17 protein-coding genes are annotated in these 16,328 nt (G+C 62.6%); 5 read left to right on the top strand and 12 right to left on the bottom strand.

Annotated elements, in window-relative coordinates; translation table 11 throughout:
• Positions 1-45: 45 nt before the first annotated feature.
• From ACILSQ_RS12820 to ACILSQ_RS12840, 5 genes are all read right to left on the bottom strand, one after another.
• Positions 46-3,477, bottom strand: a complete 3,432-nt coding sequence (locus tag ACILSQ_RS12820) for a hypothetical protein (protein WP_395744029.1) — start codon at positions 3,475-3,477, stop codon at positions 46-48.
• Between the two features lie 81 nt (positions 3,478-3,558).
• A complete protein-coding gene (locus ACILSQ_RS12825) occupies positions 3,559-4,095 on the bottom strand; it encodes a hypothetical protein (protein WP_395744030.1) in 537 nt (178 codons plus the stop codon).
• A 35-nt stretch (positions 4,096-4,130) separates the two neighbouring features.
• On the bottom strand, positions 4,131-5,870 hold the full coding sequence (locus tag ACILSQ_RS12830) for a molybdopterin-dependent oxidoreductase (protein ID WP_395744031.1): 1,740 nt from the start codon (positions 5,868-5,870) through the stop codon (positions 4,131-4,133).
• Positions 5,871-5,985: 115 nt separating this feature from the next.
• Positions 5,986-6,372: a type II toxin-antitoxin system VapC family toxin gene (locus ACILSQ_RS12835; RefSeq protein WP_395744032.1), complete on the bottom strand. Its 387-nt coding sequence runs from the start codon at positions 6,370-6,372 to the stop codon at positions 5,986-5,988.
• The gene (locus ACILSQ_RS12840; RefSeq protein WP_395744033.1) at positions 6,369-6,611 is read right to left on the bottom strand and encodes a type II toxin-antitoxin system Phd/YefM family antitoxin; all 243 of its coding nucleotides are present in this window, start codon (positions 6,609-6,611) and stop codon (positions 6,369-6,371) included. The genes ACILSQ_RS12835 and ACILSQ_RS12840 overlap by 4 nt, the downstream gene beginning before the upstream one ends.
• Before the next feature lie 133 nt (positions 6,612-6,744).
• Here ACILSQ_RS12840 and ACILSQ_RS12845 point away from each other — a divergent pair, with 133 nt between their 5' ends.
• Entirely contained in the window at positions 6,745-7,632 is an 888-nt protein-coding gene (locus tag ACILSQ_RS12845) for a diacylglycerol/lipid kinase family protein (protein ID WP_395744034.1), read from the top strand.
• On the opposite strand, the gene ACILSQ_RS12850 is transcribed toward ACILSQ_RS12845, so the two are convergent.
• The 5 genes from ACILSQ_RS12850 to gatB form a co-directional block, all read right to left on the bottom strand.
• A complete protein-coding gene (locus tag ACILSQ_RS12850; protein WP_395744035.1) occupies positions 7,514-8,521 on the bottom strand; it encodes a pseudouridine synthase in 1,008 nt (335 codons plus the stop codon). The two genes, ACILSQ_RS12845 and ACILSQ_RS12850, sit on opposite strands and share 119 nt — an antisense overlap.
• A gap of 9 nt (positions 8,522-8,530) precedes the next feature.
• On the bottom strand, positions 8,531-8,683 hold the full coding sequence (locus ACILSQ_RS12855) for a small basic protein (RefSeq protein WP_395739030.1): 153 nt from the start codon (positions 8,681-8,683) through the stop codon (positions 8,531-8,533).
• A gap of 94 nt (positions 8,684-8,777) precedes the next feature.
• A complete protein-coding gene (locus ACILSQ_RS12860; protein WP_395744036.1) occupies positions 8,778-9,074 on the bottom strand; it encodes a hypothetical protein in 297 nt (98 codons plus the stop codon).
• Between the two features lie 42 nt (positions 9,075-9,116).
• Positions 9,117-9,569, bottom strand: a complete 453-nt coding sequence (locus ACILSQ_RS12865; protein ID WP_395744037.1) for a hypothetical protein — start codon at positions 9,567-9,569, stop codon at positions 9,117-9,119.
• An 18-nt stretch (positions 9,570-9,587) separates the two neighbouring features.
• Complete coding sequence (gene gatB / locus ACILSQ_RS12870) at positions 9,588-11,057, bottom strand: Asp-tRNA(Asn)/Glu-tRNA(Gln) amidotransferase subunit GatB (protein WP_395744038.1); 1,470 nt, start codon at positions 11,055-11,057, stop codon at positions 9,588-9,590.
• Positions 11,058-11,192: 135 nt separating this feature from the next.
• On the opposite strand from gatB, the gene ACILSQ_RS12875 reads away from it, so the two are divergent.
• Positions 11,193-11,441 (top strand): hypothetical protein, encoded by a 249-nt coding sequence (locus ACILSQ_RS12875; RefSeq protein WP_395744039.1) that lies wholly within the window; start codon positions 11,193-11,195, stop codon positions 11,439-11,441.
• The gene (locus tag ACILSQ_RS12880) at positions 11,438-11,701 is read left to right on the top strand and encodes a hypothetical protein (RefSeq protein ID WP_395744040.1); all 264 of its coding nucleotides are present in this window, start codon (positions 11,438-11,440) and stop codon (positions 11,699-11,701) included. Before ACILSQ_RS12875 ends, ACILSQ_RS12880 begins: the two co-directional genes overlap by 4 nt.
• A gap of 7 nt (positions 11,702-11,708) precedes the next feature.
• On the opposite strand, the gene ACILSQ_RS12885 is transcribed toward ACILSQ_RS12880, so the two are convergent.
• Together ACILSQ_RS12885 and trpD are read right to left on the bottom strand one after the other, a co-directional pair.
• On the bottom strand, positions 11,709-12,596 hold the full coding sequence (locus ACILSQ_RS12885; protein ID WP_395744041.1) for a hypothetical protein: 888 nt from the start codon (positions 12,594-12,596) through the stop codon (positions 11,709-11,711).
• 70 nt (positions 12,597-12,666) lie between these two features.
• Positions 12,667-13,704, bottom strand: a complete 1,038-nt coding sequence (gene trpD, locus ACILSQ_RS12890) for an anthranilate phosphoribosyltransferase (protein ID WP_395744042.1) — start codon at positions 13,702-13,704, stop codon at positions 12,667-12,669.
• A gap of 321 nt (positions 13,705-14,025) precedes the next feature.
• Between trpD and ACILSQ_RS12895 the strand changes: the two genes are divergently transcribed.
• Together ACILSQ_RS12895 and ACILSQ_RS12900 are read left to right on the top strand one after the other, a co-directional pair.
• The gene (locus ACILSQ_RS12895) at positions 14,026-14,598 is read left to right on the top strand and encodes a hypothetical protein (RefSeq protein WP_395744043.1); all 573 of its coding nucleotides are present in this window, start codon (positions 14,026-14,028) and stop codon (positions 14,596-14,598) included.
• Positions 14,595-16,328, top strand: coding sequence for an Hsp70 family protein (locus ACILSQ_RS12900; protein WP_395744044.1), 1,734 nt, complete (start codon positions 14,595-14,597; stop codon positions 16,326-16,328). Before ACILSQ_RS12895 ends, ACILSQ_RS12900 begins: the two co-directional genes overlap by 4 nt.

The following is a 16,328-nucleotide window of genomic DNA, read 5'->3' on the forward strand; positions in this document are numbered from 1 at the left end:
CTCCCGTGGCCCCTTAATACCCGCCCAGGAGAGACATTCATTACCTCATCCACGCTGCGTCTCCAGCCATTCCTGCAGCACCCGCAGCCGCCAGCCGCAGGTGGGGCTGTGAATGAAAAGCCGGAGTTTCTCCCACGCTCCCGGCGTGGATTTGACCGCACCCATCACAGCCAGCCGCTGGTCGGGTGTGAGCAGTTCCAGGAAAAGAGCGCCCAGGTTGTTGCTGGCATCCAGATGCAGGCCGCGCTGCTCCCGATTTTCCAATACCGCCACCAGATGGCCCACGGCCGCGGACCAGTCCCTGGCTTCTGCGGCGGCGATTCCGCGCATGAGCCGCACATCCCAGTGATACCGCCCCTGCGGAAATTCGCGGTCATACGCATCCAGCGCCGCCGTCACCGCCGCGCGATCAAACGGAACGCCTCTTTCAATCTCAAAACCCACGTAGGCTGTCGTGGCGTCTTCGACCCGGTCGATGCGGCTCATCCCGCAGTGGCAGCGCGCCTGCCGCAGCGTGTTGATGGCCAGACGGGCCAGCGCCGCCTCACGCTTCACGCTCTGCGGAAACTTCACCAGGAACTCCTGCATGCGGCACACCTGGGCCTGGGCGATGCGCTGGCGTGTCCCGCGTGCCGGCTCCTCTTCCCAGAGCTTTTGCTCGGCCGGCGTCAGCGGTGTCGTTGAAGGTGTGATGGCCGCGTTCCAGAAGGTCACAAAGTCCTGGATGGGAGCAAACAGGGCGGCCGCTTCATCCATCGGCTGGCCGCTCATGCGTCCCGCAAAGTAGGCCTTGCGGGCTTCGGGGCTCACACCAGCAGCCGCGACCATGAGATCCAGATCATCGAGGTGGTTGAACGCCGCTCCGAAGTTCGCCACCGTGGCTTCCCGCTGGATCTCCCGCCGCAGCGAAGCGATGGCTTTTCGCAAGTCCGCTTGCGAAGCCTCCGCATCAAAGAGAGGCTTCAGCGTCGCCTTGATCTTGCTCAGTGCCTCCTCGCGTCTTTGTCTTTCCTGCCACATTTCTCCCGGCTCGTAACCGGAAAGGATCTGCGCCAGCTTCACTTCGCGGTCAAACAGGGCATAATCTCCGGGCTGCCATTCCCCCAGGGTGTGCGACGGACGGAAAGTCCACCACACAGCCTGCTTTGCGGCATCGGTGCCAGGATGCTCGGCGATGATGCGGTCACGCAGCACCTTGGACCGCGCAGCCGCGTTGACTTCCACCGAGCGGTCCATGCAGTAGGGGGAAAACTCCGCCCGTGTGCGCAGCGCGGCGTGAAGCGCCAGCAGCGCCTTGAGTGAAGTCGCGCCCCCCTTCCCGGCAAACTTCAGCGCCTCTTCGTAGCAGCGAATGGCCTGCGCCGTTTCTTGTCTTAAATCCAGCATGGCCGCCGCCGTGGCATCGCTCAGCCCCACGATGCGTGCGTGATGCCGCAGCTCATAAGACGGCGGCGGCAGAGTGGCGCTGCCCAGCCCCTCCTTCGCATAAAGCGTCCCGCCATCCAGCAGCCGCCACAAGCGCTGCTCCCAGGCAGCCCCCAGCGCCACCCACGCCGCTGCTTTGGCTTCGCCTTCGCCCTTCTCCACCGCATCGCCCAGTTTCTGCAAATCGGAGACGCGTGCCCTCCACGCACTTGCGGCCGTCTGGTCGGTCTCATCCCAGTTGCGGTGCCTGTCCTGCCAGCCTTCGAAATCGGCATCTTCCGCAAAGCGCAGAGCTTCAGCGAAGCGCCCTTCGCTCAGATGCCGCACGCGCAAGGCGGCACGCAGCGCGGCTTTCAAACCTGGAGTTACCCCGTCGGTGAGCGCCGCTCTTTCAAGCTCGGCCAGGGGAGCGAAACTCAGCAGGGCCGAGAGGCGCTGCTCCACCTCTCCATCCAAATGCAGCGGTGGTCTCTCCTCGATCTCCTCCTTCCACACCGCCGTTTCTTTGCCGGCACTCCACAGCAGGATGATCGCCATCGCGGGCTGGCGCAGTTCCAGCCACGCATCCACGCGCCGCAGGTCACCACCGCGCCGCAGCGGTGACTGCGGGCAGGATTCATCCAGCAGATCCAGACCGCGAATCCCTTCGCTGACATGCCCCATTTTCAGCCGCGCCATCGCCCGCACCAGAAGCGCATCGTCCGCGCCCGCGCCCTCTTTCTGCTCCTTTACCAGCCCGGCCACAACTCCCGGCTCACCGCGAACAACCGCGGACCACGCGTGCAGCACGTCGCGAATGATGCCCTTGCTTCCACGATACGCGTCCTCCTTGCCGGCCAGCGCCGCATCAAAGCTCTTCCACACCGGCTTCGCCGCCGCACGCACCGCGGCAAGCCGGGGGGCCAGGGACTCCAGCACACGATGATCTCCCCCTGATCTGCGATGCATGATGGCACCGAGGTCAGCTTCACTTTCGCAGTCGAGCATGAAATACCCCAGGCGCAGCGCCACACAGGGCTCGGCAGCGACCTTTTCCCACGGAAAATGATATTCACTGAGTTCGTCGGGGTGCTCCACAAAATCTCGAAGCAACCACTCGATCTGCTGAAAGGCACGGCGGCGGATTTCCGGATGTCCCGCCGTTTGTGCCTGCCGCAAAAAGCCCTCCAGCGCGACACCCAGATACCCGTTCTCACGCGCCATGCCCGCCTCCCAGCCGATGACATCCGCGGCAAAACGGCCCTGGGGATAGCGCTGATTGTAGCGTTCAATGGCCTGGCGCGCCGCGTCTTCCAGCCGGCTCTCTGCGGCAGTGTCGCGCTCGCGTGACCAAGGCTGGCGCGACTGCTTCCACTCATCAAACTTCACGCGCACCAGCATCAGCATCGCAGCCTCCGCGCGCGGATGCTCGGGAAACGCGGAGCACACGCGCTCAAAATAATCCACTGCCTGCAGATATCGACGGTGACGAAACTCAGCAGCTCCGCACTGCACCAGCCAGTGCGGGCGCAGTACCGGCGTGGCGGTGTCCGCCCTGACGCTGAGGTCTGAAATCTCCTTGTTGCGGTCGTTCTCCCACTGCCGCGTGCGTTCCTCGGCCTTCTGTGGAGTTTCATCCCAGTGCCGGGAGGGTGTCGAGTCAAAGAAGCCGTTGTCCGTTTCCAGATGATCCATTCGCCAGGCCAGATAGTCCTGCACCTCCTCCGTGTGTCCCGCATCTCCGCCGGCCAGCAGGTCGCTCATGTCATACAGGGCGTTGGCAAAGCGTTTGCGGTATTCACCCCGCCGGTTTTCCTCCAGCAGGGCGGCGGTGCGCTTTTTCAGCTCGTCCAACGAAAGCTCCGTCCAGTGAAAAGCGAGCTGGTGCACCGCGCTCAGCAGATCAGACTCATCCTGCGTTTTCTCAGGCGGCGGCTCCCACTCGTGCAGAATGGCCTGCAGTGTTTTGCCGGGAAAGCGTTCAGGGTAGTCATCCAGGGCGGCCGGATGCCCCTGAAGCATCGGCACACAGAAGGACCCAAGCGAAAAGAGAAGCACACGGCGAAAGCGCATGGATCGCACCTAACATCATCCGCTCCTCCTTGGCCAGCCTTCCTTGCATTTTGATTAAAAGAACCTCCGAGCGACTACAACTCAATAAGCCAATGGCTGGCTGCGCTGGGCCCTGATGCCGGCAACCAGCAGATAGAGACTCCCGCAAACCATCAGCGGCAGAAACCACTTCGCGAGCTTCTGATTCTCCACCGACCACTGATTGTAGGCTTCGAGGGTCAGCGCGGCTTTGCCATCCACATCGAGAGCGACGAAGGGATAGAAAAGCTGGTTCTGCGCCAGATTACGGCGCGGGGCTGTCATGTCCGCGCTCCGGACGCTCACGCGGGCCCCGGACCCTGGCCTGAGGCTCTCCAACACACCGGCATCAAAGCTGCGGGGATAAGGGCCCTCGATGGCACGAAACGGCACGTCCTGCCCCGCAAGCCACAGGTCCAGCATTCCGCCGCCCTTGCCCTTCGTTTTCTCTAGCTTTACGACTTTGCCGGACACCGTTGTCAAATCGGCGTCCTTCAGCTTTCCGGGCGGATCGAGTACGAACAACGACAGCATGACCCAGCCGAACAAGGCGGTGCCCACCAGCCCCGCAAGAACGGACTGCATGGCGGAAGGCTTCATGACAAAGCGCGGTCGGAAGGGCAGATGCGGGTCCGTTACCCGACAATGATGCCCTTCGCCTTGCGCTCTTTCTCGCGCTCCAGCAGCGGCACCTTCTCGCTGGTCTCCATCACCGGCACACCCAGGTCCCCGATTTTGGAGAACGTGAGGCCGTTGAGGGCCGGCACCTCGGCGCTGAGGCGCTTGAAGACGTCTTCGATGGTGTGGATGCCATTGGAACCACCGCAGGCGACGATGAGGTCGCGCAGGATCTCCCAGGTGTCGTGGGCGTTGCCCGGGATTTTGACGGCCTTGTTCAGGCGCTGCAGGCGGCCGGTGACGTTGATCATGCTGCCGCGTTTTTCAGCATACGCCGTGCCGGGCAGCACCACGTCGCTGAGCTCGGCGCTGGCATTGGCCAGGATGTGCAGCGAGGCGATGAAAGGCACCTTTTCCAGATCGCGCTGGGAGAAGCCCACCTTCAGCAGGTTTTCCCCCAGGGCCAGCACCACACGCAGACGGCCGCGGTTCATGAGTTCGGTGATCCCGGCCAGCTTCGAGCCGGGCTGCTCGATGCCCAGGATCAGCTTCGCCCCGTTCGTGTTCGGATTGAGGTCGTCAGCGCGCAGGTAGTTGTCCGCACCGCCGGTGCGGGGGACGACATCCACATTCGGGGTGCCGAGCAGGGCGGCCAGATGCTTCACAAAGAAAAGCTCCTCGTTCGTCATGCGCGCGCTGGCGATGATGGCGATCTCCTCGCCCTTCTTGCCGGACAGGGCGGTGGCGATGCTACTGAGCGCCGTCTTCCAGGTGGCGATCTGGTGCTTGCCGCCGCTCTTGATCATCGGATCGGTCAGGCGGAACTCACTGTTCACAAAGTGGAAGTCCAGACGGCCGCTGTCGCACATCCAGGCGGAGTTCACGTCGTTGTTGTCGCGCGGGGTCTGGCGGTAGATCGTGTCGCCACGGGCGCCGATCTCCATGTTGCAGCCGCGGCCGCAGCCGGTGCAGATGCTGTTCGTTTCGTTCAGGAACCACACACGCTGCTGGAAGCGGAAGTCGTTCGAGGTCAGGGCGCCCACCGGGCAGATGTCCACGGTGTTGAGCGAGTAGTTGTGCTCCAGCCTTTTGCCGGGATGCACCGCCAGCGTGGTGAAGCTGCCGCGCTCGGTGAAGCCGAGCACCGGCTCATCGGCGATCTCCGCCGTGAAGCGGATGCAGCGGCTGCACATGATGCAGCGCTCATCGTCCAGTCGCACACGCGGGCCGATGTCCACGTTCTTCGGTTTCTTCACCTTGTCTTCGCGGAAGCGGCTCTCGCCCTTGCCATGCTCCACGCTGAACTCCTGCAGGCGGCATTCGCCCGCCTGGTCGCAGATCGGGCAGTCCAGCGGGTGGTTGATGAGGAGAAATTCCATCACGCCTTTGCGGCACTCCTGCGTCAGCACGGAGTTCGTGCGGATGCCCATGCCTTCCGCCACCGTGTTCGCGCAGGCGATCACCGGGCGCGGCATCCAGCCGATCTTCGGCATGCCATGCTCATCCTTCTCCGGCTCCGTGCCAGGTGCCGGACGCGGCGGCATGCCCATCTCCACCAGGCACATGCGGCAGTTGCCGGGGGAGGAGAGCTTGGGGTGGTAGCAGTAGCTCGGCACCTCCTGCTTCGCCTGCTTGCACGCCTCGATCATGCGCGTGCCTTTGGGGAACTTGTGCCAGACGCCGTCGATCTGCACATTCACGAGATCGGCTGGCGGTGGAGCAGCGACAGGAGCGGGAGCTTCGGCGGGGGCAGGCATGAGCGAAGGGGAAAGGGTCTGAAGCGGATTATCGGAGCCGCATGCAGAGGGGCAACCCCAATTTGTGAAAAGTTTCACAAGCGGCTTGTGGTCCCGCTCACGAGCCGGGGCCCGGTCACCACAAACGCGAGGCGCCGAGAAGCGAAAGCGGTGTGTCCGGGGAGAGCAGTGTCATGCCTGCCTCCATGGCCTGAGCGGCGAGCAGCCGGTCGAAAGGGTCCAGATGCACGCGCGGCAGCTCGCCGCTGCGGTAAATGGCGTCTAGGTCCAGCGGCCACCGTTCCACCTGATGAAACTGCAGTTGCAGAGGCACCCAATCGCGCGGCATGGCTGGCAGCGGGAGTTTTCCAGACGAGTGTTTCAGCGTGATTTCCCACTGGCTCACATCACTCAAAAACAGCCGGTTGCCGGGATCATTGATGACCTGGATGGCTGCTGTCGAAAGTTTGCCCTGCGGCATGGCAAGCCAGATGAACGCGCAGGTGTCCAGAAGCACGTTCACAGGCCCCATTCCTTGAGTTCTTCATCACTGAGCGGGGCAAAGGCTTCGTCTGGCACCTCGATGACCGGACCTAGAACTTCACCCACCTTGGGGCGTGGCGTGGGCGTGGGTTTCGGGACGGGTGTCAGCATTGCCACGGCAGACTTTCCACGGGCGATGATGAATTCATGCCCCTTTTCCACCTCGGCGAGATACCGCGAGAGATGCGTCTTGGCTTCGTGGGTGGTGATGGTGGTCATGGAGGCAGCGGTCCTTTCACACCTAGATTAGTCCACTTAGTTTACTTTGCGACCTGAAAAGCAGCTCCTGCGGCATCCTGCGAAGAATTTGGAACTAGCAACACGAGGGAGGCGTGCCATCAATGCCGCCCCCATGCCCATCCCGGTCATTCTGAACCCCGCCGCCCGCAGCACCAAGGCTGCCAGCCTGGAGCATGCCCTGCGCCGGCTCTCTCCGGAACCGGAGATCCACCTGACCAAGGGCCCTGCCGATGCCACCGCCATCGCCGAAGAGCTGGCGCAAAATCACGAACTCGTCGTCTCCGCCGGCGGCGATGGCACCATGAATGAAGTCCTGCAGGGCATCTGCCGCGCCAATGCCCGCCGCAAGCCGGGTGAAACGCACACGGCCCTCGGCGTTCTCCCCCTGGGCACCATGAACGTCTTTTCCGTGGAGCTGAAGCTCCCGGGCCGCGACATCGAAGCCTGCTGGCGGGAGATCACCAGCGGCAAACGCCGCGAGGTAGACCTGTGGATGGCGAACGACATGTACTTCGCCCAGCTCGCCGGCGTGGGCCTGGATGCCCAGATCGTGCAGGAAACCTCCTGGGAGGCCAAAAAGAAGTACGGCCCCCTGAGCTACGTGATGAGCGCCGTGAATGTGCTCATGCGCACCCCGCCCACCCTCAGCGTGCAGATCGATGGCAAAGCTCCCATGCTCGGGACCGTGGTGCTCGTGGGCAACGGCAGACACTATGGCGGCCCCTTCCCCCTGTTTCGCGAAGCTTCAAACAACGATGGCAAGCTCGACCTCCTCATCTTCCGCGGTCTCGGCGGCATGGAGTTCATCCAATTGCTGCGCGGCATGCTGCTGGACGGCTACCGGGAGTGCGAATACCTCGACTATCTCCAGACCAGCGAATTTACCGTGACGACGGACCGCGGCGAGGCCCCCGTGGAGCTGGACGGCGAGCTGGCGGACCTGAACGCCCCCGTGGTTTTTCGTCCCGCCCCGTTTCGCCTGAGCGTGACCGCGGGCTGAACTTGGATTTCGGACGGAAACCCGCAGGCTTCTCTTCGCCAAACCGGCCGGGAGGGCCGCCTTTCTTGCCCTTGCCGCGACCACCGGGCTTGAACCCCCGGGGCTCACGCGCTTCCGCAGCACGCTGCCGTGCCGGGCGGTGATCTTCAATGCCTTCGTCTTCACCCGCAGGCCGGCGCTCCAGCCGAGGCTTTGCGGGCTCTTCCTTGAAAAAGCGCTCCACCTCCGTCGGTGTCAGCTCCTTGTACGCACCCTTGGCCAGACCATGCAGTTTCAGCCAGCCAATGCGCACGCGAGTGAGGCGTGTTACCTCATAACCGAGATGGTACAGCATCATGCGGATCTGCCGCTTCAGGCCCATCTTCAGTACGATGTGCGCCCGGTAGTCCGTGTCCATCCAGGTTCGTTCCGCCCTGGCAAATCCTTCCTCCGTCATCATTCCTTTGACCAGCTTCGCCATCACCTCGGGGTTCAGCGGCTGATCCACCACCACTTCGTACTCCTTCTCGGCGCCCTGGCTCGGATGAATGATCCGGTGCGAAAGATCCCCGCGATTGGTGAGCAAAATCAGCCCCTCGCTCTCTTTGTCCAGCCGCCCCACGTGATGCAGGTTCTGGTACTTCAGCGGCAGCAGATCATAGATCGTCATCCGCTCATGCTTGTCGCCACGGGAGCAAATGTAGCCCTTCGGCTTGTTCAAAACGAGAACGACAGGCGTCTCGGTGCGTACCGGCGAGCCATCCACCACCACCTTGTCCTCTGGCTGCACCTGCGTGGCCAGTTCAGTGATGATGTGCCCGTTGATCGACACACGTCCGCTGAGGATGATCTCCTCCGCGCCACGCCGCGAGGCCACGCCACACTGGCTCAGATATCGGTTCAGCCGCACGGGAAAGCCTTATTCCGGCTTGGTCTTCGGCAGGTTCGTCGGCAGACGGCCTTCCTTCCACTGGCCGCGGGCCTTGAGGAGCTTGACGCGCTCACCACGCTTCAGGACACTGCGCTTGGTGCCGACGGAGCCGGAGGACTTGAGGCTGCTATGCTGGGACATGATTCTGAGTGGTCTGGGGGTGAAAAAGGGCGCGAAGAATAGCAGCCCAAACCCGGGGTGCAAGGGGTTTTACGCGATGGGAAAAGCCCGCCTCTCAATAGAAACTGCCAAAGACCGGAGGAATCTCACGCACTACCACCCGCAGACTTAGCCCTTCCCGGCTCAATTCTTCGTCAAGCGCGTCATCGCCCTCGTCTGTCGAGGACAGCACCTTCTCTACCCTTCGACGGTAGGTTTTCACAAACCGCTCGGCGTAAGGGTGCCGCGCATCAGTCCAGTGGCTGAGCAGGCGGCTTCTGGCCGAAGGCCGCTTCCAGAGCAAACGCCCATACTCCAGCCGCGCCTGATCATGCAGGAGCAGCGGCCAGCGCTGATGTTTGGAAACGCTCATGCATACAAGCATGCCACCAGTCAGGCGGCACTGCAACCCTCGTTAAATCAAGCCCAAGCGTGCAGCAAAAGCCTCGTGCGCGCGATCTCTGGCTTCGTTACGTGCTTTCTTGGGTGCCAGCAAATCTGCCACAGCAGGCACGATCACAGTCAGCTTGTCGCCATAGGTTTGGGAGTGGGAGCGGGAACGCCAGCCGGCGGGCAGATGATCCAGCACCATTCGCGGCATCAAATTCACATGCCATCCGTGGGTTTGCTCAAATTCACTGCCAATGAGCGCATCATAGGCCAGCTCCGCGATTTCATCACTTTCAGTCACGGGATCGGCATCCATGCTGTTTTCAGGCAACGGATCATCACGACCAATCCGCGCCACATGCCAGAGAAGGGCGGCAGAGCCGATCAAGATCATTTCAGCAGGCCCTGCGAGACGCACCGCCCACTCATTGAGCCAGTCAATGACTTGATGCGGATGACTCAACTCGCGTTTCGGCATGATCTTGTTCGTTGTGAACTACCCCAGCACCTTCTTCCGCACGATCTCCGTCACCATCTTCGGGTTCGCCTTGCCCTGGCTGGCCTTCATCGCCTGCCCCGTGAACCAGTTCATGGCCTTCTCGTTGCCGCCTTTGACTTCGGCCACCTTGTCCGGGTTGTCGGCCAGGATCTTCTCCACGATCGCCTCCAGCGCTCCCGTGTCGCTCACCTGCTCAAAGCCCTTGGCCTTGATGATCTCCGCCGCCGGCTTGCCGCTCTCAAACATTTCGGCAAACACCTCCTTGGCCTGGGTGTTGGAAATCTTCCCCGCCTCCACCGTCGCCACCAGCGCGCTCAGCGCCTCCGGCTGCACCGGGCACTCGGCCAGAGCCAGCCCGCGGTCGTTCAGCGCGCCCAGCAGATCGTTGATCACCCAGTTCGCGACCTTCTTCGCCGGCACCTTCGTATCCGCAGCCACCGCCGCCTCATACCACGCCGCCAGTTCCTTCTCGCTGGAAAGCACGCCCGCGTCATAGGCGCTGCAGCCGTAGTCCTTTTCAAATCGCGCCCGCTTCTCATGCGGCAGCTCCGGCACCTGCGCCCTCATCTTCGCCACCAGCTCCCCCGTGCGCACCGGCAGCAGATCCGGATCAGGGAAGTAGCGGTAATCATGCGCGTCTTCCTTCGTGCGCATCAGCGTCGTCACACCGCGGTCATCGTCCCAGCGCCGCGTGCTCTGCACCAGGGTTTCAGACCCGCGCCCTTCCAAAATATCAATCTGCCGCTCCGTCTCCGCCTTGATCGCCCGGCGCACTGCGGACATCGAGTTGATGTTCTTCAGCTCGATCTTCACCCCCAGCTCCTTCTGGCCTTCGGGGCGCACAGAGATGTTTACGTCGCAGCGCAGGTTGCCCTTCTCCATGTCGGCATCGCTCACACCACCGTAAATGAGAATCTGCCGCAGGCTGGTGATGTAGGCAAAGGCCTCCTCCGCGCTGTCGATGTCCGGCTCACTGACGATCTCCATCAGCGGCGTGCCGGCCCGGTTGAAGTCGAGCGTGGAAAATTTGTCATAGTGCGTGGACTTGCCCACGTCCTCCTCCAGGTGGATGCGCGTCAGCTTCACCACCTTCCCCGGATTCGCGATGCTCTTCTGCGCGTCCTTCGGATACGCCAGATCATACAGCGGCACGCCCCCGCCCAGGCAGAGCGGGAAGGGCATCTGCGTGATCTGGTAGTTCTTCGGCATGTCCGGATAGAAATAGTTTTTGCGGTCCCAGTTCACCACCGGCGGCGTCTCGCAGCCCAGCATCAGCCCCGTCAGGATCGTCTTCTCGATCGCCGCCTGATTCAGCACCGGCAGCGCCCCCGGCAGCCCCAGGCAGGTCGGGCACGTATGCGTGTTCGGCTCCGCCCCATACTCCACCGGGCACGCGCAAAACATCTTGCTGCGCGTCGTAAGCTGCGCGTGAACTTCAAGGCCGATGGTGACGATGTATTTGGGCATGCTGGAAAAAGAAACTGAAAGGTCAGGATAAAAGCAAGAGCCACGTCCGGGGCAATGCGACGTTGGGGCTTTTTTCGGGAGCAGCGACCTCAGGAAACAGCTTGGACACCATGCCCTAAGAGGTTACTTTCAGCCATGTCAGCCATCGCTTCGGACAATCTCGCCAGTCTCATTGCCGCGGAAGTGGTCACGCTTCCGGCAGAGAAGCAATCCTCCGTTCTCGACTATGTAAGGTTCATCAAACATCAAGCGCAGGTGGCTGAGGACGGCGATGAAGCATGGGAACGCATTATCGCAGATCCACGTCCACGACCCAAGCTGGAAGCCTTCGCGAAAGCGGCGATGGCCGAAGGCAGTAAACCCATGGATCTGGCGCGGTTTTGATCTCAAAAACCACATCTTCATTTTGGAAACACCTGTACGACCTTGGTGAAAATGACCGTCAATATGCCAAGAAGGCCTATGAGTTGTTCATCAAAGATTGCGCGCATCCATCTCTGCGTTTCAAAAAGCTCGCAGGCCATGCGGATTTCTGGTCCGTGCGCGTCACCTTGGACATTCGTGCGGTAGCTCAGCGCGACGGCGACACTGTCACTTGGTTCTGGATCGGACCTCACAAAGAATTCGACCAGCTCTTTTCCTGACCCTCCCCTACATTCTCACCGGCTGCGGCGGAGGCGGCTGCCGGTACACCACGGAGTCCATCGCCTGCTCCAGCGCCATGCCGCCCAGGATCGGCTGCAGGTCCGGGTGGTTCGCCACATGCTCGATCTTCCGCATCTGCATCAGCCCCGCGAAGTCCTTGTTCTCAATCGCCTTCCGCACCTCCGCATCATAGCCCAGTTGCACGATGAGCGGGTGGTTCAGCGCATTGGCCGTGGCCGGGCTTTGCTCCGCCAGCCGCTGCCACATCGCTCCTTCCGGCCACAGAATCAGCAGCCGCGCCAGATTCGCCGTCGGCTTGATGTCATACGGGTCCAGCTTCTTCGCCAGTCCGCCGATGATGCTGTTGTCGATCTTCTGGCTCAGCGAGTAAAACACCGACTTCGCCTGGCTCTCGATCGAGCCCCCCTTCTTCACGATCTCCGCCGCGTTCTCCATCCCATACAGGCTGCCCACGATGCGCAGCGCCATGCTGCCCAGCCACAGCAGCGCCCCGGAGGGCAGGATGCTCACGACCAGGCCCTTCCACCCGGTCAGTCCGCCCAAAATTCGCATCAGGCCAAACGCCACGAGAGCATACTTCCCCACCTTGCACACAGCGAACATGATGCCCGCCCCAATCACGGACGCGACGACCATCCGGTTCGTCGTCATGTGCATCCCCGCCGCGCCGAAAATCAGCACCCGGTGCATGAACACAAACCACGCCGCCCACGCGCAGGCCGCCAGCGTCATCACGTTGATGATCTGCTGCACCACTCCCTTCGCAAACGCCATTCCCGCCGCGAACGCCACAAAGCCCACAATCGCGCCGGTGGCCCACATGCTGTGAGGCACCTTCTGGGCATACTGAAGCACTTCGCTTGGGTTAACCATGGACGGGAAATAAGATTATTAGGACATCTTAACATCTTTTCCCCATCTGTCTTGCAGGAAATAGCCCGCCCTAGATCAGGTCCTGCATCGCCCGCAGCCGCGCATGCGCCGCCCCACGGTCCAGCAGCTCTTCTGCCAGCGCCTTCCCCGCCGCCAGGTCCGCCGCCTTGCCCGTGATCACAAACCCCGCCGCCGCATTCAGCACCGCGATGTCGCGCTTCGCCCCCTTGATCGTCCCGGCCAGCACCCCTTCGAGAATCACCGCATTCTCCGTCGCATCACCCCCCACCAGATCCGCCAGCGCGGCTTTGCCAAATCCCAGCTCCTTCGGGTCCACCTGCCTCTCGCTCAGCTTCCCACCCTTCACTTCGCACACATCGTTCATCCCCAGTGTGGACAGCTCGTCCATCCCCTGCCCGTCTGCGGCGCTGCCATGCACCACCCACGCGCCCTTGCGCCCCAGCTGCACCAGAATCTCGCCAAACCCACGCGTCAGCTTCGGGTCAAACACACCGATGAGCTGGTAGTCCGGCCGCCCTGGATTCAGCAGCGGTCCCAGCACATTGAAAATGGAGCGCTGCCCCTCCGCGGCCAGCAGCTTGCGCGCCTCCGCCACCGCCTTGAACGCCGGATGATACAGCGGCGCAAAGAAGAACCCCAGCCCCGTCTTCTCGATGCCCGCCACCACCTTCTCCTTTGGCAGGTCGATCTTGATCCCCAGCGCCTCCAGCACATCCGCGCCTCCCGCCTTGGAGGTGATCCCCCGGTTCCCATGCTTCGTCACGCACACCCCGCCTGCCGCCAGGATGAACATCGCCGTGCTCGACACATTGAAAAGGTGCAGCTGGTCCCCGCCCGTGCCCACCACGTCCAGCATCGGCCCCGGCAGCTTCCCCCGGTCAATGCCCGGATCCACCGCCAGCTTCAAAAACTCCTGCACAAACAGCGCGATCTCCCCCGGCGTCTCCCCTTTCTTTGCCAAAGCGCGCAGAAAGTCCGCCTTGGTGGCTGCCGTCACCTCCGGGTCCACCAGCTGCGCCGCCGCCTCCGCGATCTGCGCGGTGACGAGGTGGGTTCCAGCCATGAGTGAAGAGATGAAGGTTTCCATGCGCGAAGTCTGGCTGCGTCCCCCCTCCTTGGCAATCACTTGAGTGATTGCGGTCTGCAACGATTTAGCCTAATCTCCCTCCATGAGCAGTCGCGACCCCGCCTTGAAGACATGCCTCAATCCCCCGTCGCAGCCAGCCCCCGCCCCGAAGACCTCCTCCTCACGGAAGCGATCCAAGTCTGCCGCAGAGCTGCGAACGATGATCGAGCAGAATCTGGGACGCAAACTGATCCGGATTCCGAGCGGCATCGTCAGATAGCCGCGTTGGAAAACTGGGCCGCGTCTGAAGGCCTTTTCGTTGACCGTTTGGTTCCTGATGAATTGGATGATCCGCGCACACGCGAGCATTACATCTTCTTTTCTGAGGCTGACCCGTCCCGCATCTACAAAATTACCAAAGGCCCGGGCTGGGGCATCTTCCCCGCCTCGCTCGCCAGCACCCGGCACAAGCCCGTGCGCTACTGGTTCGAAGACCGCCCCGCCACTCCCCTGGAATACTTTGAGCGACTCCTGATCTCCAACACCCATTTGATGCACGAGTTGAGTCGGGAGGACTACCCCATCCTCAATCGCCTCGAAGGCTTCATTCACAGCCAGGGCAGGCTTCAGGCCGTCACCTCCCAGCCTGTCTTTGATGGCACACCGGCCACTCCCGCGGCCATGGCCGCCTGGTTCATCCGGCATGGCTTCCACTTCATCCGCTCCTGGGCCTGGTTTCGCCCCTCAGACGGCCTCGCGGTCTTCGACGCCTACATGGACAACGTGATGGACTGCGAAAACGAGCTCGTTCCCTTTGACGTCATCGCCATCCTTGCGCAAGGCCCCCTGCTGGAGTCTCTGCATGCCGCCGTCGCCCGCCTCGACTCTCAATCCCACCTCGCAGACCCCTCTTGAACACCCCTCCCATCCTCGGCATCGACCTCGGCACCACGAACTCCCTCGTCGGTGTGGTCGACAGCGGCTTTCCCATCCTCCTCGCCGATGAACACGGCAGCCGCAGCACGCCCAGCGCCGTCTGCTTCGCCCAGGACGGCTCCGTCTCCGTCGGCGCCGTCGCCCTCCGCCAGCGCGCGCTGCATCCCACCCGCACCATCACCTCGGTCAAGCGCCTCATCGGCCGCCGCCCCGGCGAGGCCGGTTGGTCTCCTCCCTACTCTCTCAGTGAGTTGAAAACCTCCCCCGTCGAGGTCTCGGCAGAAATCCTCAAGCACCTCAAAGCCGTCGCCGAACGCGCCCTCGAACAGTCCGTCTCCCAGGCCGTCATCACCGTCCCCGCCTACTTCAACGACGCCCAGCGCAACGCCACCAAGCGCGCCGGTGAACTCGCCGGACTCGAAGTCCTCCGTATCCTCAGCGAGCCCACCGCCGCCGCCCTCGCCTACGGTCTCGACAAACTCTCCGAACATCAAAAAATCGCCGTCTATGACCTCGGCGGCGGCACCTTCGACATCTCCGTCCTCGAAATGCGCGACGGCACTTTTCAGGTGCTGTCCACCGCTGGAGACACCCAGCTCGGCGGTGATGACCTCGACCGCCTCCTCGCCGAATTCATCGCGCAAAAACTCGGCCTGCCCTCTCACGACATCCGCGTCATCGAAGCCGCCGAGTCCGTCAAAAAGCGCCTCTCTTCGGAAGACACCGCCTCCTACAACGGCCTCGACATCACTCGCACCGATCTCGAAAAAATCGCCCGCCCCTGGATCGAGCGCACCCGCCTCCACTGCCTCCGCGCCTTGAGCGATGCCGGCATCAAAGCGGAGCAATTGGATGAAGTCATCCTCGTCGGCGGCAGCACCCGCATGCCCTTGGTGCGCGACTACGTGCGCGAACTCTTCGCTCGCGAGCCCAACACCTCGCAGGATCCCGACGAAGCCATCGCCCTCGGTGCCACCATTCAGGCCGGCATCCTCGGCGGCAGTCTGCGCCAGGTTCTCCTCCTTGATGTCACCCCTCTGTCCCTGGGCATCGAAACCTTCGGCGGCCTGATGAACATCATCATCCCGCGCAACACCACCATCCCCGCCAAAGCCGGCGAGATGTTCACCAATGCCGTCGCCAATCAGAACAGCATGCTCATCCGCATCCTCCAGGGCGAACGCGAGCTGGCAAAGGACAACTGGGAGCTCGGCCGCATCGAGGTTCCCTTCCCCCCCGGCCCCAAAGGCAGCGCCCGCGTCGGCGTTCAGTTCAGCATCGATGCCGATGGCATCCTCCACGTCCTCGCCCGCGACACCGCCACCCACCAGGACACCACTCTCAAAATCACCGGCACCGCCGTCGATGTCGCCGACGAACGCGTCGAACAGATGATCGCCGAAAGCGTGGACTTCGCTTTTGAGGACATGAACGAACGCATCTGGACCGAGGCCAGACTCAAGGCCGAGGAGCTCCTCCCCGCCGTCGAGGCCGCCCTCTCCCAGCTCGCCGACGCCATCAGCGCCGAGGAAAAAGCCGCCGTCGTCACCCAGGCCGCCGCCGTCCGCTCTCTGCTGGACGCACCCGCTCACGACGCCAAAGCCCTCAAAGCCGCCACCCAGCTCCTCGATGACGCCACCCAGTCCCTCGCCGTCCTTCTCATCGACCGCGCCATGGAGGAGTCTTTGATCCGCCGCGGCCTGGTTTAA

It is taken from the genome of Prosthecobacter sp. (assembly GCF_044227185.1).
Taxonomy (GTDB): Bacteria; Verrucomicrobiota; Verrucomicrobiia; order Verrucomicrobiales; family Verrucomicrobiaceae; genus Prosthecobacter.

What these genes read in the sequence shown, in the direction of transcription:
- ACILSQ_RS12830 (WP_395744031.1), bottom strand. Translation starts at nt 5,870, where the DNA reads ATGCCTGCCCCCGCCGAAGCTCCCGCTCCTGTCGCTGCTCCACCGCCA.
- ACILSQ_RS12855 (WP_395739030.1), bottom strand. Translation starts at nt 8,683, where the DNA reads ATGTCCCAGCATAGCAGCCTCAAGTCCTCCGGCTCCGTCGGCACCAAG.
- ACILSQ_RS12820 (WP_395744029.1), bottom strand. Translation starts at nt 3,477, where the DNA reads ATGCGCTTTCGCCGTGTGCTTCTCTTTTCGCTTGGGTCCTTCTGTGTG.
- ACILSQ_RS12885 (WP_395744041.1), bottom strand. Translation starts at nt 12,596, where the DNA reads ATGGTTAACCCAAGCGAAGTGCTTCAGTATGCCCAGAAGGTGCCTCAC.
- ACILSQ_RS12825 (WP_395744030.1), bottom strand. Translation starts at nt 4,095, where the DNA reads ATGAAGCCTTCCGCCATGCAGTCCGTTCTTGCGGGGCTGGTGGGCACC.
- ACILSQ_RS12865 (WP_395744037.1), bottom strand. Translation starts at nt 9,569, where the DNA reads ATGCCGAAACGCGAGTTGAGTCATCCGCATCAAGTCATTGACTGGCTC.
- gatB (WP_395744038.1), bottom strand. Translation starts at nt 11,057, where the DNA reads ATGCCCAAATACATCGTCACCATCGGCCTTGAAGTTCACGCGCAGCTT.
- trpD (WP_395744042.1), bottom strand. Translation starts at nt 13,704, where the DNA reads ATGGAAACCTTCATCTCTTCACTCATGGCTGGAACCCACCTCGTCACC.
- ACILSQ_RS12840 (WP_395744033.1), bottom strand. Translation starts at nt 6,611, where the DNA reads ATGACCACCATCACCACCCACGAAGCCAAGACGCATCTCTCGCGGTAT.
- ACILSQ_RS12860 (WP_395744036.1), bottom strand. Translation starts at nt 9,074, where the DNA reads ATGAGCGTTTCCAAACATCAGCGCTGGCCGCTGCTCCTGCATGATCAG.
- ACILSQ_RS12875 (WP_395744039.1), top strand. Translation starts at nt 11,193, where the DNA reads ATGTCAGCCATCGCTTCGGACAATCTCGCCAGTCTCATTGCCGCGGAA.
- ACILSQ_RS12845 (WP_395744034.1), top strand. Translation starts at nt 6,745, where the DNA reads ATGCCCATCCCGGTCATTCTGAACCCCGCCGCCCGCAGCACCAAGGCT.